This is a genomic window from Hahnella aquatica (SeqCode), from assembly GCF_965194505.1.
GTDB classification, from domain to species: Bacteria; Pseudomonadota; Gammaproteobacteria; order Burkholderiales; family Burkholderiaceae_A; genus Hahnella; species Hahnella aquatica.
In genome coordinates this window covers 385,006-407,003 of record NZ_OZ239144.1, presented here as the reverse complement: position 1 = coordinate 407,003, position 21,998 = coordinate 385,006, and the positions used below count along the sequence as shown (strand labels likewise).

Annotated in this window: 15 protein-coding genes; 6 read left to right on the top strand and 9 right to left on the bottom strand. The window is 64.4% G+C overall.

Features of this window, described 5'->3' with window-relative positions:
* Positions 1-4: 4 nt before the first annotated feature.
* The 5 genes from AC8GDA_RS02005 to AC8GDA_RS01985 form a co-directional block, all read right to left on the bottom strand.
* Entirely contained in the window at positions 5-562 is a 558-nt protein-coding gene (locus tag AC8GDA_RS02005) for a hypothetical protein (RefSeq protein WP_506556649.1), read from the bottom strand.
* An 8-nt stretch (positions 563-570) separates the two neighbouring features.
* Positions 571-1,299: a hypothetical protein gene (locus AC8GDA_RS02000; RefSeq protein WP_506556648.1), complete on the bottom strand. Its 729-nt coding sequence runs from the start codon at positions 1,297-1,299 to the stop codon at positions 571-573.
* Positions 1,296-2,654: a hypothetical protein gene (locus tag AC8GDA_RS01995; RefSeq protein ID WP_506556647.1), complete on the bottom strand. Its 1,359-nt coding sequence runs from the start codon at positions 2,652-2,654 to the stop codon at positions 1,296-1,298. The genes AC8GDA_RS02000 and AC8GDA_RS01995 overlap by 4 nt, the downstream gene beginning before the upstream one ends.
* Complete coding sequence (locus tag AC8GDA_RS01990) at positions 2,651-2,944, bottom strand: hypothetical protein (protein WP_506556646.1); 294 nt, start codon at positions 2,942-2,944, stop codon at positions 2,651-2,653. The genes AC8GDA_RS01995 and AC8GDA_RS01990 overlap by 4 nt, the downstream gene beginning before the upstream one ends.
* Positions 2,945-3,027: 83 nt before the next feature.
* Positions 3,028-3,828 carry a ZIP family metal transporter gene (locus tag AC8GDA_RS01985; protein ID WP_506556645.1) on the bottom strand — a complete coding sequence of 267 codons (801 nt, stop codon included), beginning with the start codon at positions 3,826-3,828 and terminating at the stop codon, positions 3,028-3,030.
* Positions 3,829-3,952: 124 nt separating this feature from the next.
* Here AC8GDA_RS01985 and AC8GDA_RS01980 point away from each other — a divergent pair, with 124 nt between their 5' ends.
* Entirely contained in the window at positions 3,953-6,148 is a 2,196-nt protein-coding gene (locus tag AC8GDA_RS01980) for a PhoX family protein (protein WP_506556644.1), read from the top strand.
* Between the two features lie 60 nt (positions 6,149-6,208).
* On the opposite strand, the gene AC8GDA_RS01975 is transcribed toward AC8GDA_RS01980, so the two are convergent.
* Positions 6,209-7,123: a dienelactone hydrolase family protein gene (locus AC8GDA_RS01975; protein WP_506556643.1), complete on the bottom strand. Its 915-nt coding sequence runs from the start codon at positions 7,121-7,123 to the stop codon at positions 6,209-6,211.
* 27 nt (positions 7,124-7,150) lie between these two features.
* Positions 7,151-9,937 (bottom strand): DNA polymerase I, encoded by a 2,787-nt coding sequence (gene polA / locus AC8GDA_RS01970; protein WP_506556642.1) that lies wholly within the window; start codon positions 9,935-9,937, stop codon positions 7,151-7,153.
* Positions 9,938-9,992: 55 nt separating this feature from the next.
* On the opposite strand from polA, the gene AC8GDA_RS01965 reads away from it, so the two are divergent.
* The 5 genes from AC8GDA_RS01965 to AC8GDA_RS01945 are packed head-to-tail and all read left to right on the top strand — an operon-like array spanning position 9,993 to position 19,696.
* Complete coding sequence (locus AC8GDA_RS01965) at positions 9,993-11,738, top strand: glutamine--tRNA ligase/YqeY domain fusion protein (RefSeq protein WP_506556641.1); 1,746 nt, start codon at positions 9,993-9,995, stop codon at positions 11,736-11,738.
* A 3-nt stretch (positions 11,739-11,741) separates the two neighbouring features.
* Positions 11,742-12,737 (top strand): NAD(P)H-quinone oxidoreductase, encoded by a 996-nt coding sequence (locus AC8GDA_RS01960; RefSeq protein WP_506556640.1) that lies wholly within the window; start codon positions 11,742-11,744, stop codon positions 12,735-12,737.
* Positions 12,734-13,165 carry a hypothetical protein gene (locus AC8GDA_RS01955; protein WP_506556639.1) on the top strand — a complete coding sequence of 144 codons (432 nt, stop codon included), beginning with the start codon at positions 12,734-12,736 and terminating at the stop codon, positions 13,163-13,165. Before AC8GDA_RS01960 ends, AC8GDA_RS01955 begins: the two co-directional genes overlap by 4 nt.
* An 8-nt stretch (positions 13,166-13,173) precedes the next feature.
* The gene (gene uvrA, locus AC8GDA_RS01950; RefSeq protein ID WP_506556638.1) at positions 13,174-18,594 is read left to right on the top strand and encodes an excinuclease ABC subunit UvrA; all 5,421 of its coding nucleotides are present in this window, start codon (positions 13,174-13,176) and stop codon (positions 18,592-18,594) included.
* Between the two features lie 31 nt (positions 18,595-18,625).
* Positions 18,626-19,696 (top strand): CDP-6-deoxy-delta-3,4-glucoseen reductase, encoded by a 1,071-nt coding sequence (locus AC8GDA_RS01945; protein WP_506556637.1) that lies wholly within the window; start codon positions 18,626-18,628, stop codon positions 19,694-19,696.
* 19 nt (positions 19,697-19,715) lie between these two features.
* Here the strand turns inward: AC8GDA_RS01945 and lptG are convergent, their stop codons facing one another.
* Positions 19,716-20,843, bottom strand: coding sequence for an LPS export ABC transporter permease LptG (lptG, locus tag AC8GDA_RS01940; protein WP_506556636.1), 1,128 nt, complete (start codon positions 20,841-20,843; stop codon positions 19,716-19,718).
* Positions 20,840-21,979: an LPS export ABC transporter permease LptF gene (lptF, locus tag AC8GDA_RS01935; RefSeq protein WP_506556635.1), complete on the bottom strand. Its 1,140-nt coding sequence runs from the start codon at positions 21,977-21,979 to the stop codon at positions 20,840-20,842. The genes lptG and lptF overlap by 4 nt, the downstream gene beginning before the upstream one ends.
* Positions 21,980-21,998: the final 19 nt, after the last annotated feature.

The window sequence follows — 21,998 nt, the reverse complement described above, 5'->3', positions numbered from 1 at the left end:
CGACTCACTTCGAAGCAGCCTGACGAAGAACAACCCGAAAGCGTTCACCCGTGGTGAGGCGTAGGCTCACGACCGTGACACGCTGCCCTCCATGGGAGAGCCTTGAGATGGCGTAGGGATGCTCGAGTGCCAAACTCTCAAGCGACTCGGCCTGTGCGCGAGGGCCACCATAGGTCTGCCGGATATGCTCCCGGTGCTCCAAGACAAGTGACAGCCCGCTCGAGATTGGGGTCACAGTGATTTGGGCACCATCGATTCCGAGATCGAACGCCCCCCGTCGAGGGGGCATCGGGTCGGTCAGCGCCTGCATGGGTAGTCGAACGTGATACCCCTCGGAGCCCCGGGCGGCCTCTCGCCACTGCACCGCCTCATAGCGGCCTGCCCCAACCACTGCGGCCACACACCAATCTTGTACAACCGAGATGAATGGCTCGAGGCCCTGCCTTCTCCATTCAAGCGCTTGTGCATCACGCACCGAACACGCCGCCTGCTCAGACCTCAAGAGGGCAGTTTCCATCGGGCCCGCAGACACGAGCAGGTTCATGGTCAGCAAGGCAGCCAAGGGCACACTCATTGACTTGCCCCCCGCGAGACCGTCGTCGAAGGAAAGGCACCGATATCAGCTTGGTGGAATCGTGACCTCAGGGCCTCTGACCCTGACTCCAGGCCGAGCCACTCCAGGGTGGGCATCAGCACCCCCGTGACCGGTGCATACGACCATCGCCACGCATCGGCCAGCCACGGGAGAGGATCAGCCCCGGACTGAACCATCGACAGCGTCTCTGCATCGCTCTCGGATGACCAGTCATGGACAGCAAGGGCGAGGGAAGAGACTCGGCCCTGACCAACCGTGGAGGCTGAAGGGTCAAACTGGCTGTCCCGGGCATGGGTGCGCACCAGACGGTGGCTTGGGGGCAGCCGAAACAAGGAGGAGGCCGCCTCATCCCGAAACCCGCCCAAGGCCCGGGCGAGCCTGTCCATCACGTAGACACCGCTCACCTCAGCCATGGGTTGGTCCACATGGCGACGAATACCGCCTGCCCGGTCGGCGCCCTCTGCAAGCGTGAGGCTCTGAATCTGAGCGTGCGGGTCGGCCATCCATGGTGACTGGGAGGTCAAGAACTGCCGGCACTCGCCTCCCATGGAGTGGCAGGCCATGGCGTCACGGTGTGCAACCCGACTGATCAACTGTGCATCGGTACCCATGCGCCATGCAATCGTTGCCACCAACAGCAGTCCCGCCAAGACGCCCATGACGACCAACCCCTCGACCAAGGCCTGACCCTGGGGCGCCCTCATGGGCCAGCGCGCCTTCCAGCCGCCAGGATTGCTGCGCCCTGATCCTGCGGCTGAACCGACGTGAGATTGGCCTGCCAGAATGGCATGAGAAGACTCGGAAGGTGCTCCACCGGACCGGCCGTTGGATCGATGAATCGAACCTCACCCACCGACATGGCCCAGAGTGCCTGGCCCAGCAACGCACCGGATGCTGTGGAATCAGCCCTGGAGTCGGGCGTCAGCAGGCGCTCGAGCGAATTCGATGCCGATGGCGCGAGCCTCTTGTTGTCGGCCAGCCGAACAAGCACGGGGATTCGAAAGGCAGACGCTCGACGCCCAGACACCGATTGATCAGACAAATCTCGATAGGCCGACAGTCCAAGGTAACCGTGAACAGCGGCTCCCTCCGACCTCGCCCTGGAGAGCGACTGACCATTGCCACCTGTTCCCGCCTGGTCCATGAGACTCCGCTCGACGGGCGTGCCTGCCTGGGCAGCCCCCCAGCCGAGTGGGAATGACTCCGTCAGGCCACTGCAGGTGCGGCGCCAACGACTCCGCCGTTGCCATCGGTGGACAGACAACGTGTCCACCGATTCCCACTCGCTCCAGTCCGACGTGAGGCCTGTTCCACCGCGCCGAACCAAGCGGGAGAACAGGGTGTTGGTGCTGGTAGGGATGCAGCCTGTGGATGGCAGCAGATACAGGCGTTGGTCATAACCCCGGGCCTGAGTGAAGCGATCGAGTTGCGAGAGCACATGCTGCGCCTGTAGCTGACGTTCCTGGCCCGAATAGCTGCGAACCGCGCGGTAAAAGCGGGAGACATCTGAGCTCGGAAGGTACTGACCAAAAAAGCGGGGGTCACCCGACCAGATCACCTCATTGACCAGGGACTGTGTGGCAAACGGATTGGCCGCAAGCTGCATGGCCTCCTGTGAGGCCTGCAATGCCCTGGTGTAGGCGCTGCGAAAGGGAACCTCCGCAGAAACTGCCATCTGGGTGACACCCCTGGCCGAGAGCGTTGCCTGTTGCAGCCAGGCAGACACGCCCGAGACAGCCGGGAAAAGCGCTGCCACCTGACCTGTGTTGCGTGTAAGCGTCTCCAGGTGCTTGATCCAGGCCAAGACCGTCAGGCTCTGGGCAATCATGACCTCATTGGCAATGATCGCGCGATTGGCGTAGGCCTGATAGTTCAGCGCCTGCGCGTACCAGGTTGCAACCGACAGGGCCGCAGCATCGGCGAGGTCTGACCCTTTTTGCTTGTCTGCGTAAAGGGCTGCCCCTGCAAGAAGCGCCACCATGCCAATGGCGGACATGAGCACCAAGCCCAGCCCCGCCACCAGCACAAAGCCACGAGGTGCCTCGCCAGATCTGCTCACGGGCGATTGTCTTCGTTGAAGTTGCGAAGGCCCTTCGCATTGTTGGCGGTGAGGCGCGCGGTGTTGGCATTGGAATTGGCCGCGCTGATGGCCGAACCAGCATCGTTACCGGCAATCTCTTGCGCGATGCCCGCCGTCTGATTTCGAATCGTCTGGCCCAACAGGCTGTAGACCCCGATCGCGGCGACGGCCACCACCGCCACCACGATGATGTATTCCGTCATCCCTTGGCCAGACGGCCGATGAGCAGACTGACGAATCCTTTGTTTGGAAATCCAAGCTCTGAACATGCGGCGCTCCTCCTCTGTGAAAGAAGCCGCAAGTCTCGGACGCGAGCGCCCCTTGGAGAATTAGCGCCTTGGACTAGGCCGTTTCAATGCCCGTGCAAGAACCGCGTGGCCAGGGCGGCCATGGCAACACCGGCCAGCATGAGCACGGGCTGCTGCCAGACGGCGCGGGTCTGGCCACCATGGTGGTGGGAATCGGCCTGGGCATGCAACTGGGGAATGAGGTCTGAAAGCGCAATGTAAATGAAGCTACTCGCAGCCACCACCACCACATAGGGCAGCCAGCCGCCCGCCTCGGCCAGGGCAAAGTAGCCCACCACCCCACCCACCACGGCACCAAGGCCGGTGAGAAGGTTGAACAGCAACGCACGCACCTTGCTAAAGCCACTGTTGAGCAGCACAAAGAAATTGCCAATCTGCTGAGGCACCTCATGGGTGGCAATGGCTGCAGCCGTCATCACCCCCAGGAATGTGTCGGCCCGGAAGGCCGCCGCAATGAGCACGCCATCTGCAAGCGCATGAATGGCGCTGCCCACCAGCAGGGTGGAACCCCCCTTGCCCGCCACATGGGCATCGTGGCCGCTCGGATGGGCATGGCCATCGTGCTCATGGTGGTGGTCGTGTCGAAAAAGCGAGAACCGCTCGAGCGCAAAAAATCCAATCAGCCCGCCCAGCATGGTGGCTGTAATGGCATGCACATCGGCCCCGCCCAGGTGCAGGCTCTCGGGCAGCAGGTGCAGCAGTGCGGTGCCCATGAGCATGCCAGCCGAGAAGCTCACCATCCGATCCACCATCGAGGAGAGTCGGCCAAGCGACACCGCGGCCGCCAGCAGAATGCTCAGGCTGGTGGCTGCAAGGGACGCCAGAAGGATGTAGAGAAGGGTCATGAGGGGCGGCAGAAAGCCCACAAGCATAGGGGAAAACCGCCGAAACGGCTTGCATCACATGGCGGTAACAGAACCATGTCAGAAATAGCGCCTCCAACCCACACCTTCAATGACGCCGGCCGCCATGACCTCGAACACCGCACCACACCTCCAATCCATTCTTGAAGAAGCCCCGCCCAGCCGGCTGCGCCGCCAAATGGTGGTGGGCGGCACTGGTCTGATCAGCCTCGCCTCGGCCCTGTGCTGGCCACATCCCGCGTGGTCGGCCACCAAGGGCAGCACCAAGCCCGAGGCCCTGCCCTTTGAGCCCGTCTCCAAACAGCTCACCGACAACGTGGTGCTGCCACCGGGCTACCGCTACCAGGTCATTCATGCCACGGGCGATGCCCTGAACTTCGAGGTGCCCAGCTTCACCGGCCTGGGCCTGGAGACAGACGACTTCAGCCAGCGCGTGGGTGATCAGCACGACGGCATGGACATCTTTTTCATCACCGAGGCAGGCCAGTACACCACCGAGAACACAGGCCGCGCCCTGCTGGTGGTCAACCACGAGAGCTCGGCCGAGGCCGTCTTCCTGCACCGAAACGGCCAGACCAGTGGCACCAAAACAGGCCTGAAGTTCAATCAATTTGGCCAGTGGGATGGCGGTACACGCCCCGTGGCCGAAGTCCTCAAAGAGATCAACCTGCACGGCGTCTCGATTGTCGAGATTCGGCAGGGCGCTGCCGGCTGGAACATGGTGCGTGGCTCACGGCTCAACCGCCGCATCACCCCAGAGACGCCCGCCCTGGTGGCCGGCCCGGCCGCGGACCTGTCCGCCATCCGAGCACTCCTGGCCACCCGGTACGACCCCTCTGGCCAGCGCTGCCGCGGCACCATCAACAACTGCGGCATGGGCCGCACCCCCTGGGGCACCTACCTCACTTGCGAGGAAAACTTTTACCCTTACTTCAGCATGACGGACGGCGGTGAGGCACCCGACCCCCGAAGCCAGATTGCCCTACGCCGCTACGGCGTGACCACCGAGCCCGTGAAGGACGGTGGCCGAAACCGTTCACAGGGCTGGCACACGGCCAACCCCACCGACAGTCGATTCGCCCGTTGGAACACCGCGCGCACGGGCAAGGGCCCCGCAGACGACTATCGGCAAGAGCCCAACACCTTTGGCTATGTGGTCGAGATCGACCCCACCCGGGCCGACAAGGCGCCCATCAAGCGGGTGTCTCTGGGCCGGTTCGTCCACGAGGCTGCAGTCTTCGGAAAGCCGATTAAGGGTGAGCCGCTCTCGGTCTACATGGGCTGCGATGGCCGCAACGAGTACATCTATAAGTTCGTGTCCAAGGCCCGCTGGAACCCGGCCGACGCTGCGGGCGGCCTGGAGGCGGGCCATCGCTACCTCAATGAAGGCAGCCTCTATGCCGCCCGCTTTCTGCCAGATGGCACCGGGCAATGGCTGCCCCTCAATATCAAAAACCCGGCCATTGCCGCCGAGAAAAACTTTGGGTTTCGCAGCCAGGCCGAGGTGCTGGTCTATGCCAGGCTTGCGGCCGATGCCGTGGGGGCCACCCCCATGGACCGTCCCGAGTGGGGCGCGCGCCACCCCACCAACGGCGAAATCTTCTTTGCCATGACCAACAACAACGACCGCAACCGCACCCCTGGAAAGACCAACGCCGCGAACCCCCGGGCCTTCCGAGATGAAGACGGCAAGAAGCGCGCGGGCAACCCCAATGGCCACATCCTTCGCTTCATGGAAGACCAGGGCCGCGCCGATGCCATGCGCTTCTCGTGGGACATCTTCCTATTCGGTGCAGAGGAAGATGCGGGCCCCGCCAACCTCTCGGGCCTCACGGCCAACAACAGCTTCTCGTCACCCGATGGCATCTGGTTCAGCCAGGCCACGGGCATCTGCTGGATCCAGACCGATGATGGCGCCATGACCGACGAGAGCAACTGCATGATGGTGGCCGCCCTGCCGGGCCGGCTCGGTGATGGCCGCTTTGTCACGGTGCAAAACGAGCTCGATGGCCAGACCGCCGAGCAGGTCACCCGCATGGGCGCACCGCTCAACGAGCAGCGGCTCAAACGCTTCCTGGTGGGCCCCAAAGGCTCAGAGATCACCGGGCTGTGTGAGACACCCGATGGCAAGACCCTGTTCGTGAACATCCAACACCCGGGCGAGAACACCAGTGCCGCCGACCTCCTACAAGAGCGCTATGAGAGCCAGTGGCCTGGCAACCAGGGACACGGAAAGGCCGGGCGGCCGCGCTCGGCCACCATTGCCATCACCCGAGACGACGGCGGCCTGATCGGCCTTTAGTCTGAGTGGAACCTCGGGCCGACCAGATCGGCAGCCCGAGGTGTTCTATCCCAGAAGCGCTTAGGCCTTGAGCGTCTTCGCGAACCAGGCCAGGCAACGCTTCCAGCCGTCCTCGGCCTGCTGCTTGCGATAGCTTGGCCGGTAGTCGGCATGGAAGGCGTGGGGCGTGTCGGGATAGAGAATGATCTCGGAGGCCTGGGCCGCATCCGTCCCGAAGGACAACTTCGTTTTCATCTCATCGACATCTGAGTTCGGGATGCCACTGTCGGCGCCACCGTAAAGCCCCAAGACCGGCCACTTGAGCTTCTCGGCAATGTCGATGGGGTGCGTGGGGTTGGCCTCATTCACCGTCGTGCGAATGCGGCCATACCAGGCCACGCCACCTTTTAGATCGGGCATGGCAGCCGAGGCCAGCCACACGATGCGGCCACCCCAGCAAAAGCCCGTGGTGCCAGCCAGGCCCTTCACACCGCCATGGCCGACCGACCAGTCCAGGGCGGCCTGAAGGTCACCCAACACCTGAGCATCGGTGGCCTTGCTCACGATGTTGGCAAAGATGGCGGCCATGTCGGTGAGCTTGGATGGATCGCCCTGGCGATGAAAGAACTCCGGTGCCACCGCAAGGTAGCCCTGCTTGGCGAACCGGCGGCAGACATCCTTGATGTGCTCATGCACGCCGAAAATTTCATGCATGACCACCACCGTGGCCAGGCCTTTTTTACCCGCAGGCTTGGCCATGTAGGCGGGAATCGGGCCTGTCTTGGTGGGAATGCTCACCATGGCGGCATCCAGGCCTTGGGTGTCGGTGGTGATGGTCTGTGCCTGCAGGGCACCAGTGGGCGCCACGGCCGTGGCAAAGCCCGCCAGAGCAGAGGCCTGTAAGAAGCCACGGCGACTGCCCGGCAGCAGCTCGGGATTGGGCGGGGTGAGGGAGTCCACCTCTTGTTGGGCTTGGTGCAACCAATCGTGCGACATCAAGATCTCCTTTGGTCGGGGTTCACATCAATGTGCCGCATCCCAGTTGGCCCCGGAACCAACCGAGACCACCAAGGGAACGCGAAGACTTGCCACGGATTCCATCACAGAGGGTACCAATTCCGAGATGGCGCCCCACTCCTGCTCGGGCACCTCGAAAATCAATTCATCGTGCACCTGCAGGAGCATGCGACTGCGCAGGCCTGCGGCCTCCAAGGCCTTGGCCATTTGAATCATGGCGAGCTTGATGAGGTCGGCGGCCGTGCCCTGCATGGGTGCATTGATCGCCGCCCGCTCTGCCCCGGCCCGACGCGGGCCATTGGGTGAGGCAATCTCGGGCAGCCAGAGTCGTCGGCCAAAGACGGTCTCGACATAGCCCTGCGCCCGAGCCTGCTGCTTGATCTCTTCCATGTAACGAGCCACCCCGGGGTAGCGGGCGAAGTAGCGATCCATATAGACCTTGGCGGCCGACCGCTCGATGTCCAGGTTCTGGGCCAGGCCAAAGGCGCTCATGCCGTAGATGAGCCCGAAGTTAATCACCTTCGCGTAGCGACGCTGCTCGTCGGTGACCTCCTCGCGTGGCGTGCCGAAGATCTCACTGGCCGTGGCTCGGTGGACATCCTCGCCCTGCTCGAAGGCCGACACCAGCCCGGCATCCTCCGAGAGGTGGGCCATGATGCGCAGCTCGATCTGGGAATAGTCGGCCGACACCAGGCGATGCCCGGGCGGTGCCACAAAGGCCTGTCGGATGCGCCGCCCCTCGGGCGTGCGAATGGGAATGTTCTGCAGGTTGGGCTCGCTCGAGGCCAGCCGGCCCGTGACCGCCACGGCCTGCGAGAAGGTGGTGTGCACACGACCGGTCTGCGGGTCCACCATCTTGGGCAGCTTGTCGGTGTAGGTGCTCTTGAGCTTGGAGAGGCCACGCCACTCCAGCAGGCACTTGGGCAGTGGGTAGTCCTGGGCGAGCTGGGCGAGCACGTCTTCATCGGTGGAGGGCGCACCCTTGGCCGTCTTCTTCACCGGCGGGTAGCCCAGGCGCTCAAAAAGAATCTCGGCCAGCTGCTTGGGCGAGCCCAGGTTGAAGGGCCCACCCGCCAGCTCATGGGCCTGGGCCTCGAGCCTGGCAATCGAGACGGCCAGCTCCTGGCTCTGCTGGTCGAGCAAGGCCGAGGCCACCGCAATGCCAGCCGACTCCATCTCCAACAACACGCTGAGCGCGGGCATTTCGATCTCGGAATAAACCCGCAGCAGATGAGGGTCGGCCGAGATCTGGGGCCACAAGACCTCATGTAAATGAAAAGTGAAGTCGGCATCCTCACCCGAGTACTGAGTGGCCACATCGATGGCCACCTCCTCAAAGCCAATGCGGCTTGCGCCCTTGCCGGTCACGTCGTCATACGAGAGGCCCTTGCGGCCCAGGTGGCGCTCGGCGAGGCTTGCGAGGTCATGCGATCGATGGGCCTCGAGCACATACGAGGCCAACAGGGTGTCGTGGGCAATGCCCGCCACCCGAATGCCATGCCGACGCAGCACGTGGGCATCGTACTTCAGATTCTGACCGAGCTTGGCATGCTGCGCACCCTCGAACCAGGACTTGAGCGCAGCCAGCACATCGGCCAGGGGCAGTTGATCCGGCGCACCGGCATAGCGATGGCCCACCGGCACATAGACCGCCTGGCCCACGGCCCAGGAGAAGGACAGCCCGACCAGGTCGGCCTGTCGTGGATCGAGCCCCGTGGTCTCGGTGTCAAAGGCCACCAGTGGCGCAGCCGCCAAGGCCGTCACCAGCTCGGCCAAATCCTCGGTGCTCAGAATCGTCTTGTAGGACACCGGGCCCACCGCGGAGACCGGCGCCGGCAAGTCCTGCTCGCCTGCCCAACGGACCTCACCCACGGTTGCTGGCCGGAGCCCGCCCCCTGCTGCGCCCACACTGGTCTCATCCAAGAGACCGCGCAGGCTCTTGCCCAGGTCGTACTGGTCTCTCAAGACCGCCAGCCCCTCGGGGCTGACAGGCTGGGGCCGCAGGGCCGACTCAAAACTGGGCACCGCGGCAGAGAGGTCTGCGTCGCACTTGACCGTGACGAGCTCGCGGGCCGTGGGCAGCCAGTCGAGCGCCTTGCGAAGGTTCTCGCCCACCACCCCCGACACAGCATCGGCCTGGGCCATCACCGCCTCGAGCGATCCGTGGGTCTGCAGCCACTTGGCCGCAGTCTTGGGGCCCACCTTCTCCACCCCGGGCACATTGTCCACCGCGTCTCCCACGAGCGAGAGGTAATCCACGATCCGCGAGGGCGGCACGCCAAAGCGCTCCTCCACCGCCTTCGCATCCGTCACCTTCACAGGGCCCCCGTCGCGGCTCATGGTGTCGATGAGCGTGACCTCATCGCAGACCAGTTGGGCGAGGTCTTTGTCTCCAGTGGCAATCACCGTTCGCATGCCCTGCGCCCGGGCCTGCGTGGCCAGGGTGCCAATCACGTCATCGGCCTCCAGGCCATCGACCACCACCAAGGGCCAGCCCAGTGCCCGAACGGCATCAAAAATGGGGGCCATCTGCAGTCGCAGGTCATCGGGCATGGCCGATCGGTTGGCCTTGTACTCGGGATAGATGGCGTCCCGAAAGGTGGGGCCCTTGGGGTCGAACACACAGGCGATGAAATCGGCGGGCCACTCCTGACGAACCCGGCGCAGCATGTTGATGACGCCGGTGATGGCCCCGGTGGGCGCACCACTGCGACTGCGCAGGTCTGGCATGGCATGGAAGGCCCGATAGACAAAACTAGAGGCATCCACCAGCAAAAGGGTTGGCACATTCATGGCCCGATTATGCGGGGTTGGCTCCGGTAAAATCAGGGTTTACTCGAAAACCGCCATGTCTGCCGCCAGCCACCCCGACGCGCCCGCCCTGCCCGAGGCGAAGAATTTCCTCAAGCACATCATCGAAGACGACCTGGCCAGCGGCCGTGTGGCGGGCGTGGTCACCCGCTTTCCGCCGGAGCCCAACGGCTACCTGCACTACGGCCATGCCAAGTCCATCTGCCTGAACTTTGGCCTGGCCGCCAGCTATCAGGGCCGCTGCCACCTGCGGTTGGACGACACCAACCCCACCAAAGAAGACCAAGAGTATGTGGATGCCATCGAGGCATCGGTGCGCTGGCTCGGATTCGACTGGGGTGCACACCACCACTTTGCAAGCGACTACTTCGAGCAGTTCTATCAGTTCGCAGAGGCCTTGGTCGAGGCGGGCCATGCCTATGTCGATTCCCAGTCAGCCGAGGAGATCCGTGCCCGCCGTGGCAGCCTCACCGAGCCCGGCGAGAACTCGCCCTTCCGAGGCCGCAGCCCGCAAGAGAACCTTGGCCTTCTGCGAGAGATGCGGGCAGGCCAGCACCCCGATGGCAGCCATGTGCTGCGCGCCAAGATCGACATGGCCTCGCCCAACCTCAACCTGCGAGACCCAGTGCTCTACCGAATTCGGCATGAGTCGCACCACCGAACTGGCTCAGCCTGGTGCATCTACCCGCTTTACGACTACGCCCACCCACTCTCCGACGCCATCGAGGGCATCAGCCATTCCATCTGTACCCTCGAGTTCGAAGACCACCGCCCCCTCTACGACTGGGTGGTGGCCCGCGTGGCCGAGGCCGGCTTCTTCAACCCCGCCTCGCTTCCACACCAGTACGAGTTCTCACGGCTCAACCTCACCTACCTCGTGCTCTCCAAGCGCAAGCTCGTCGACCTCATTCAAAGCGGTGTGGTCTGCGGCTGGGATGACCCGCGCATGCCCACCCTGGTGGGCGCACGCCGACGTGGCTACACGCCCGAGGGCTTTCGGCGTTTCGTGGAACAGATTGGGGTCTCGAAGTCCGATGGCTGGATCGACATCTCGGTGCTCGAGGGCTGCATGCGCGACCACCTCAACGAGGTGGCGCCCCGGCGGGTGGCCGTGCTCGACCCACTTCGACTCGTGGTGGAGAACCTGGCCGATGGCGAGGTTATCGACTGCGAAGCCGCCAACCATCCGCAAGACCCAGCCCAGGGCCGACGCACCATGCCGTTCTCGAACAGCCTCTTCATCGAGCGCGAGGACTTCATGGTGAACCCCTCCAAAGGCTTCTTCCGGCTCACCCCCGGCGGGCGTGTGCGCCTGAAGTACGCCTTCGTGGCGGAGTGCACCGGCTACGAGACCGATGCCAACGGCGAGGTCTCGCTTGTGCGCGTGAAGATCTTCGAAGACTCCAAGAGCGGCACAGCCGGCGCAGACCTTTATAAGGTGAAGGGCAATATTCACTGGGTCTCAGCCGCCCATGCTCTGATGGCCCGCGTGCGACTCTACGACCGGCTCTTTGCCCAGCCCCATCCGGGTGGCCGCCGAGAGGGGGATCCACCCGAACTCGAGCGCGACTTCAAGGACGACCTTCACCCCACATCACTCACCGAGATCGAGGCCGCACTCGAGCCCTGCCTGGCCGAGGCCCAGCCTGAAGACCAGTTTCAGTTTGAACGGCACGGCTACTTCGTGGCCGACCTCCGCGATTCACAGCCAACACAGCCGGTCTTCAACCGCACCGTGACCCTGCGTGACACGTGGTCCTCCTCACCACAGAAAGGCGCCTGACCCATGACCCGCATGCGACGCATCGACCATCAACCTGGCGGCGACATCAACTGCCTTCGCCTCATCGAAGACACCATCCCCACCCCCGGGCCCGGCGAGGTGCTCATCAAGGTGGCCTACGCCGGCGTGAATCGGCCCGACCTGCTCCAGCGATCGGGCAGCTACCCCCCACCGCCAGATGCCTGTCCCTTCTTGGGCCTGGAGGTGAGCGGCACCGTCACCGCCGTGGGCGAGGGCGTGCGCGAGCCAGCCGTGGGCGAGAGCGTCTGCGCACTCACGCCCGGCGGTGGCTACGCAGACTTCGTGACGGCACCGGCGGGGCACTGCCTGCCCGTGCCCGAGGGCATCAGCCTGCGCGAGGCCGCATGCCTGCCCGAGACCATGATGACCGTCTGGGCCAACCTCATTGAACGGGGCCAGCTGCAGGCTGGCCAGCGCGTGCTCATCCATGGTGGCTCCAGCGGCATTGGCACCACCGCCATTCAGCTGGCCAAGTGGGCGGGTGCGAGCCGCATCTTCACCACCGTGGGCAGCGAGGACAAGGCCCAGGCCTGCCGGGAGCTGGGCGCCGACCGGCCCATTCTGTATCGCAGCGAAGACTTTCAGAAGGTCATCAAGGAGGAGACCAACGGCCAGGGCGTTCACCTGGTGCTCGACATGGTGGGGGGCGACTACATCGCCAAGCACCTTCGCGTGCTGGCCGCCGACGGACGCATGGTGTCCATCGCCTTTCTGAACGGCGCCGATGTCAAGCTCGACTGGACGCTGCTCATGATCAAGCGGCTCACCTTCACGGGATCCACCCTTCGTGCGCGCTCCAATGAGGAAAAGGCCCGCATTGCCCGCACCATGCAACAAAACCTCTGGCCCGAGCTTGCCCGTGGCCACCTGCGCCCCCTCATGCATGCGGAATTCCCACTGGCCGATGTGGCCAAGGCCCATGCCCTGATGGAATCCTCCCAACATGTCGGCAAGATCGTCCTGAGCGTGAACCCATGAACCGCATCAAACTCCATGTCATCAGCTGCACCCAGCCGGCCGCCCTCATGCGTGCTGTGCGTTTCCTTGCAGCCCAGCAGATCCCCATCGAATGCGGCAGCCAGTTCGTGAAGTTCCCCCGGGGGGAGGCTGCGGCGGATGCTGCAGCGGCCCGCCTCAAGGACATGGGCTTTCGACCCCTGCCCTCCATCGACGCCCTCGAGGCCGAGACCGATGCAAACCTGGCTGAACGGGTGGCGGCACCACTGGCCGCCGAGCAGGCCGAACAGGCCCAACACTGCTGCGACGACCCAAGCCATCACCACGGCCACGCCCACGATCATCACCACGATCACGGCCACGCCCATGACCACAGCCACGATCACGATCACGGCCATGGCCACACGCACGACCACCAGCACGACCACGACCACAAGCACGGTCACTGACCGCAGCCATGGCCATTCAGGTCCGGGGCGCTCGGCAGAACAACCTTAAGAACCTCTCCGTAGACCTCCCCCTCGGGGAGATCATCGTGGTCACTGGCGTCTCGGGCTCGGGCAAGAGTTCACTGGTCTTCGACACCGTGTATGCCGAAGGTCAGCGCCGCTACATCGAGACCTTCTCCGCCTACGCCCGACAGTTCCTCGATCGGATGGACAAGCCCCTGGTCGATGCGATCGATGGCGTACCACCGGCCATTGCCATCGACCAGACCAATCCGGTCCGCACCTCGCGCTCCACCGTGGGCACCATGACCGAACTGACCGACCACCTCAAGCTGCTCTATGCGCGGGTGGCCGACCTCATCTGCCCCGGCTGCGCGGTTCCTGTGCATCGCGACACGGCCGAGGGCATTGCCACCCTGGTCATGTCGCAGCCCACGGGCACGAAGCTCGCCCTGTGCTTTGAGCGGGACGCACCCGAGTCCTTGTCGGAAGACGACCTGCTGCAGTGGCTCTCCACCCAGGGCTTCAACAAGGTGCATGCCCGAACCAGCGACTCGGTGCGCGTGATCACCGACCGATTTGTCTGCAACGAGTCTCTCGAGCGGGCCCGAGTGACCGAGGCCATCGAGACCGCCCTGCGATTCGGGGAAGGCCAATGCCAGATGGTGCTCCTGGAGACCGACACTGTGAGCCGCTTCTCGAGCAGCCTGGCCTGCGCGGGATGCAGCCTCTCCTTCAAAGAGCCTCGGCCCGCCCTCTTCTCCTTCAATTCACCAATTGGTGCCTGCGAGACCTGCAAGGGCTTTGGCCGCGTGATCGGCATCGACCCTGGCCTGGTGGTGCCCGATGAGCGGCTGAGCCTGGCGGCCGGCGCCATCAAGCCCTGGCAGACCAAATCCTATGAGGACTGCCAGGCCGAACTGCTGATGCATGCGGCCCGACGCGGCGTGGCCACCGACATCGCCTGGAAGGACCTGCCCGCCGACGATCGCGCCTGGGTCTTTCAGGGCGATGCCGACTGGAAGGGCAACTGGACCAAGCAGTGGTACGGGGTGCACCGCTTCTTTGAGTACCTTGAAGGCAAGGCCTACAAGATGCATGTGCGCGTGCTGCTCTCGCGCTACCGCTCCTACACCGAGTGCCCCGGCTGCAAAGGGGCCCGGCTCAAGCCCGAGGCCCTGCAGTGGCAGTTGATGGGCAAGACCCTGGCCGAGGTCATGGCCTTGTCGATCGACGAGGCCTGGGCATGGCTGCAGTCCATTCAGACCATGGCCTTGTCTGCGGGGCAGGCCGCAGCCGCCGACTTGGTCTTTAAAGAGATGTCGGCCCGCCTGCAGTTCTGCCGTGCGGTGGGCCTGGGCTATCTCACGCTCGATCGCCAGTCCCGCACCCTCTCGGGTGGAGAGGTTCAACGCATCAACCTCACCACCGCCCTGGGCACCTCCCTGGTGAACACCCTCTTTGTGCTCGATGAGCCATCGATCGGCCTGCACCCGCGCGACCTGCAACGGCTGGTGGATGTCATGCACAGCCTGCGCGACGCCGGCAACAGCCTGCTCGTGGTCGAGCACGACCCCGCGGTGATGGAGGCGGCCGACCGCATCATCGACATGGGGCCCGGGCCCGGCGAGCGCGGCGGCGAGATTCAGTACAACGGTGACTTCGCGGGACTGGTCACAGGGCCCACACTCACGGGCGCCTACCTGCGTGGTGAGTGCCGTGTGGAGTCCACGCCGCCGGCCCCCGCCGAGGTGGTGGCCAAAGCACCGCGCCTGCGGCTGCTGGGCGTGCGTGCCAACAACCTCAAGAACATTGATGTCAGCATCCCACTGCGGCACCTGGTCTGCCTCACCGGGGTTTCTGGCTCGGGGAAATCCACGCTCGCGCAGGACGTGCTCTACCCAGCCCTGTGTAAACACTTCGGCAAGGCCACCGATGCACCAGGCTCCTTTCAAGGACTCGAGGGTGCAGGACTGATCTCGGATGTCCTCATGGTCGACCAGTCTCCGATTGGCAAGACCACACGATCCAACCCCGCGGTCTATGTGGGCGCCTTCGATGCCATTCGCCGACAGTTCGCAGAGGCGCCCTTGTCCCTGCAGCGGGGCTACTCGGTGGGCACCTTCAGCTTCAATGCCGGCACAGGCCGCTGCCCCACCTGCAATGGCAGTGGCTTTGAGCAGGTGGAGATGCAGTTCCTCTCGGACGTCTACCTCAAATGCCCCGAGTGCCAAGGCCGACGGTTTCGTGCAGAGACACTCGAGGTCTCGGTGCGAGGCCAATCAATTGCAGACATCCTCGAGATGACCGTGTCGGAGGCCCTGGCCTTCTTCGCAGACGACCGTGAGGTGAAACGCCGGCTGCAGCCCCTGGTGGATGTGGGCCTGGATTACCTGCGGCTTGGGCAGCCCGTGCCAACCCTCTCGGGCGGAGAGGCCCAGCGCCTGAAGATTGCCGGCCACCTGGCGGATGCGGCCGAACGTGGCGCAAAAGCCAAGCAGGGCATGCTGCTGCTCTTTGATGAGCCCACCACGGGCCTGCACTTCGATGACATTGCCAAGCTGATTCGTTCCTTGAAGGCCCTGGTCAAGGCAGGCCACTCCCTGCTGGTGATTGAGCACAACCTGGACCTCATGCAGGCATCCGACTGGCTCATCGACCTGGGCCCCGATGCAGGTCCCGATGGCGGACAGTTGGTGGCCGAGGGCAGTGTGGAGGACCTCATCGCATGCCCGCAGTCGCACACGGGAGAGGCCCTTCGACTGGCCCGAACGCCCCGGGTGGCCTCGCCAAAACGCATTGCAGCCGCGCCACACCCCGGCCATGCGGCCATTGAGATTTTGCATGCCCGCGAGCACAACCTGCGAGACATCTCCTTGTCGATTCCGCGCAACCAACTCACCGTGGTCTCGGGGGTCTCGGGCTCGGGCAAGTCCACCCTGGCCTTCGACATTCTGTTTGCCGAGGGCCAGCGCCGCTACTTGGAATCGCTCAATGCCTATGCACGCCAGTTTCTGCAGCCTGCCTCCCGGCCAGAGGTCGATGCCATCTACGGCATTCCACCCACGGTGGCCATCGAGCAACGAACCAGCCGTGGTGGCCGCAAGAGCACCGTGGGCACCCTCACCGAGATTCACCACTTCCTGCGACTGCTCTATGTGAAGCTTGGCCAGCAGCAATGCCCCAGCTGCAGCATTCCCATTGCGCCCCAGTCGGCCGAGGCCATCGTGGCGAGCATCCTCAAAGAAAACGCGGGCCAACACATTGGGCTGCTCGCCCCCCTGGTGATTCAACGCAAGGGCATCTACCAAGACCTGGCCAAGTGGGCTGCTGCCAGAGGCCACACCCACCTGCGCGTGGATGGCGAGTTCATGCCGACCGACCGCTTCCCGCGGCTCGACCGTTACCGTGAGCACACCATCGAGCTGCCCGTGGCAGACCTCGCCATTGATGCATCCGTCGAAGCCGCCCTGCGAGAGGCCGTGGGCAAGACACTCTCTCTGGGCCAGGGCAGCCTTACCGTGCTCGCGCCGCTCGACCAGACCCCACGACTGCAGCAGGTGGCTCCCACCGCACGGCTCTACTCCACCAAGCGCACCTGCCCCAGTTGCAGTCAGAGCCTGCCCGAGCCCGAACCACGCCTCTTCTCCTACAACACCCGACTCGGCTGGTGCCCCCGTTGCACGGGCACGGGCCTGTTTGAGTCCGGCCTGGCCGAGGACGACACGGGCGAGGAGGATGCCTTTCTCGTGGACGAGGACACCGATGAGGAGGCCGGCCTCGACCCCTTGTGGTGCCCCGACTGCGAGGGCGCCCGGCTCAACCCAGTGGCCCGCTCGATCACCATCCATGGCCAAGGCCTGCATGAGATTTCACGGCTGGCCATCTCAGAACTGCCCGACTGGCTCGAGGCCCTGACCAGAGGCTTTGACGCCAGATCCCTCGCCATCGCGGAGAACCTTGTGAAGGAGATTCGCAGCCGGGTGGACTTCCTCTGCTCGGTGGGCCTGGGCTATCTCTCGCTGGACCGCGCAGCACCGACCCTCTCGGGTGGTGAGGCCCAGCGGATTCGACTCGCCTCGCAACTGGGCTCGAACCTGCAGGGCGTGTGCTACATCCTCGATGAGCCCTCGATCGGGCTGCATCCCAAGGACAACCAGGCACTTCTGGTGCTGCTGCGCAAGCTCCAACAAAAGGGCAACACCGTGGTGGTGGTCGAGCACGATGAGGAGACGCTCGCCATGGCCGACCACCTCATCGACATGGGGCCGGGGGCAGGACGCCGAGGCGGCGAAGTGGTGGCCCAGGGCAGCCAGGCCGACCTGGAGGCCAGCCCCGAGTCGGTCACCGGGCGCTACCTGCGCAGCCCCATGGAGCACCCCGCCCAACCCCTGCGCCCGCCTCCCGAAGACTGGCTGGTGGTGAAGGACGCACGGCTCCACAACCTGCAGGGTGTCGATGCACGCATTCCATTGAATCGACTGACGGTCGTGACCGGCGTGTCAGGCTCGGGCAAGTCGAGCCTGGTGCGCGATGTGATTCGCAGCAACCTCAGCCGCGTGGTGCACCTGCAGCGCTCCAAGGCCGGCCGAGCCAGCGCCATCGACTGGCGTGGCTGCGCGAGCATTCAGGGCTGGGAGTCGATTGCCCGAGTGCTGGAGGTCGACCAGACCCCGATCGGCAAAACACCGCGCTCCACACCGGCCACCTACATTGGCTTCTGGGACGACATCCGCAAGCACTTTGCCGATGGCGAGGATGCGCGGCGGCGAGGCTGGAAGCCCAACCGATTCAGTTTCAACACAGGCGACGGCCGCTGCGACCGATGTGATGGCCAAGGCTGGCAGACCGTGGAGATGAACTTCCTGCCCAATGTTCGAGTGGTCTGCGATGCCTGCGGTGGTCAACGGTTCAATGCCGAGACGCGGCAGGTGCGCTGGCGTGGCCAGACCATCTCCGAGGTGCTCCAGATGTCGGTCGATGAGGCCCTGGCCTTCTTCGATCCCATTCCATCGGTGCGGCGCCCACTCCAGTGCATGCAGGATGTCGGCCTGGGCTACCTTCAGCTCGGCCAGCCCAGCCCGACCCTCTCGGGTGGCGAGTCTCAGCGCATCAAGCTCGTGACCGAACTGGCCAAGGCCAAGGCCAATCACAAGACCCTCTATGTGCTCGATGAGCCCACCGTGGGCCTGCACATGGCCGATGTGGAACGGCTCATTCATGCCCTTCATCAGTTGGTGGAGGCGGGCAACACCGTGCTCGTGATCGAGCACCAGCTAGACCTCTGGGCCCAGTCGGACTGGATGATCGACCTTGGCCCGGGCGGCGGTTCCCATGGCGGACGCCTGGTCGCAAGCGGCACACCCCGCGAGATCGCCAAACAGAAAAGCCCCACGGGCCTTGCGCTTGCTCGCTTCCTGAAACGCTAGCCCTCGGGCCCGCCGGTACAATGCGGCCACCATGACACACACCTGCACCCTCACGCCATCTGGCAAATCCTTCTCCGTCGATGATGGCGAAACCCTTCTTGCGGCCGCCCTGCGGGCCAACATCGTGCTGCCCTACGGCTGCAAAGATGGCGCCTGTGGCTCCTGCAAGGCCACCCTCTCAGAAGGCGAGGTCGACTACGGTGAGTACCAGACCAAGGCCCTCTCGGATGAAGAGCGGGCCAAGGGCCAGCTGCTGCTCTGCCAGGCCACCGCCCGCAGCAACCTCACCGTGGCGGCCCGCGTGGTCGCCGCCGACGGCATGATTCCCTCACGCAAGCTGCCCTGCCGGGTGGCCAGCATTGAGCGTGCTGCCGCCGACGTGGCCATCATCAAACTGCAACTGCCCGCCACCGAGAACTTTCAGTTCCTTGCCGGCCAGTACATCGACATCCTGCTCAAGGACGGCAAGCGTCGCAGCTATTCCATGGCCAATGCCCCCCACGACAACCAGCAGGTGGAGCTTCACATTCGGCACACGCCAGGCGGCGCCTTCACCGACGCCCTCTTTGGCACCGGAACCCCATCCATCAACGCGGTCAAGGAAAAAGACATCCTCCGATTCGAGGGCCCACAGGGCACCTTCTTCCTGCGCGAGGACAGCGCCAAGCCCATCGTCTTTCTCGCAAGCGGAACGGGCTTTGCGCCCATCAAGGCCGTCATCGAGCACGCCATCTTCAAGGGCATCGAGCGGCCCATGACCCTCTATTGGGGTGGCCGTCGGCCACAGGACCTCTACATGGACGACTTGGCACAGCAGTGGGCCAAGACGCTTCCTCACTTCTCGTACATTCCGGTGGTGAGTGATGCCTTGGCCGAAGACCAATGGTCGGGCCGCACAGGCTTTGTGCACCAGGCCGTGATGGCAGACCACCCAGACCTCTCAGGCCATTCCGTCTACGCCTGTGGTGCGCCCATCGTGGTGCAGTCGGCCCAGCGTGACTTCGTGGCCCAATGTGGGCTGCCCGAAGACGAGTTCTTTGCGGATGCCTTCACCACCGCTGCAGACCTCGCCAAGCAGGCCGCGAGCAGCAAGCCGGCCTAGGAACAAACCGAGCAACAGCCTAGGTTCGCTGCACCCTCAGCAGCATTGCCATCGCCAGGAGCAGTGCGAGCCCCGTGGGGATGGCAGCCACCACTGGCGCAGGCCAGGTGTTGAGCACGCCCAGGTGGGAGAAGAGGCTGTTGAGCAGGTGAAAGGCCACGCCCAGCAGCACACCCACAAACACCTTCAGGCCCACGGTGCCGCCCCGAGACAGCAGGTAGGCCGCAGGCAAGGCGAGCAGCAGCATGACCCAGACGGCCAGCGGGTAGAAGACCTTCTTCCAGAAGGCGAGCTCATAGCGGGTGGCGCTCTGCCGGCCGGACTTGAGGTAGCCCGTGTACTGGAAGAGGTCGTGGGCCGACATCTGATCCGGCTTGACCAGCAGCGCGCCCAAGGTGGTGGGCGAGAGACCGGAGAGCATGCGCAGCGTGGGCTCATTGCGCTGGCGCACCGTCTCGTCCCGGCCCAGTTCCAGCATGCGAACGCCCGTGAGCTGCCAGACACTCGCATCGACCGAGCCTTGGGATTCAATCGACTCAAAGCGGGCCGACTCCGCACGCACCACCCGCAGCAGGCGACGGTCTTGGTCGAACTCATAGAGCACCAAGCCCAAGAGGCGCTGGTCGGGGCTCGCCCCCACGAGGTTGATCATCCGCTCCCGCACCGGGCCTGGAATACCCGTGAGCGCATCGCGCAGCCAGTAGCCGCTGCGCAAGGACTGCACACTGGAGCTGCCCAGGGCCTCTGCACGCAGTCGACTGCCAAGGTTCTCCGAGAATGGCACCACCCACTCCGAGAGCAGGGCGCAGGCCACGACCAGGGGCAGGCCCGTCCAGCCAATGGTCTTCAGGGCATCCACAGGACGAAAGCCCGAGGCCCTGGCCACGGTGAACTCAGAACTGGCAGCCAGCCCCGCCAGGGCCCACAGGCCTCCGATGAGACAGGCAATGGGCAAGAGCTCGTAGGCCATGGCGGGCAGTCGCAGGACGATGTACTGCAGGGCGTCGGCCAGTCGGTAATTGCCGCGGCCAATTTCCTCGAGCTCGGAGACAAAATCAAAGAGCGCAAAGAGGGCCACGAAGCCCAGCAGCACAAAGCCCACCCGTCCGTAGATGCCACGGGCCAGGTAGGCAGAGAAGGTCTTCACCGGCCCGAACCCCCAGTGCGGAGCCCTCGAACCGTAGCCCAGAGCAAGTCCATGGGGCCGCGACGCAGCCCCATTCGGAACCAGAAGAGGCCAGCCAGCAGGCAGGCCAGGCCAACATGAATGGGCCACCAGCCCAGCGCAAAACTGATGCGCTCCTGAGAAATCCAGGCCTGGCTCACGGCCAAGAGGTTGTTGGCCACCATGGTGATGAGAAAGGCAAAGAGCAGGTGAAAGGAGCGCCCGGCCCGCGGATTGGAGAAGGACAAGGGAATGGCCAGAAAGCCCAGCAGCACACACAAGATCGGCAGGCCCACACGGTAGGCCAGTTCACCCAAGGGCTGCGGCCCGGGCATGGCCATGAGCACGTGCAGTGGCAGGGCCCGCACGGACGGGTCGACCACCTTGCCACCCGGTGCGGCATCGGTTCGAAGCCGATAGCCCTCGAAGGTCATGGTGCGCACCGCCAGGGCTGCACCACCGCTGGGAGGTTGGAAATCCGTGCGCGTGCCGTCTTGAATGTAGACCCAGGGCTCACCGGACGAATCGGATTCAAATCGCCCGCGGGCGGCCAGCAGCACCGACTCGCGGCCATCGACTTCGCGCGTGACCACAAAGACCATGCCCAGCTCGGTCGACTCCTCGCTCGGGTTCTCCACAAAAAAGGTTCGGGTGCCGCGGTTGGACTCTCGAAACTGGCCCGGCGCAATGCGGCGACTGTCCTCGCGGGTGTCGAACTGCTGGCGCAGTTCCTCGGACTGCTGACGGGCCCAGGGCGAGACCACCAGGCTGATCGTGGCCACCGCAAGGGCCAAGGGCCAAATGAAGCGCCAGACCGGCCGCACCAGGCTCAACAGGCTCTTGCCAGAGGACAGCCAAACCACCATCTCCGAATCCCGCCAGAGCCGCGAGAGCACCATGAGCACGGAAATGAAGGCCGTCAGACTAATGACCAGGCCCAGGGAATTCACCGTGGAGAGGGCGATCAGGGGGAGCACCAGCTCGCTGTCCGCCTTCCCAGAGGCCGCCCGGCCCAGGGTTCGGATGAGCGTGGTCGTGACCACAATCGTCAGCAGGGTGGCAAAAACCACACCGCCCATGGCCCTGAGTTCTTGCAATAGGGCTTTGTGAAAGATCACGGGCTTTTATAATGAGGGT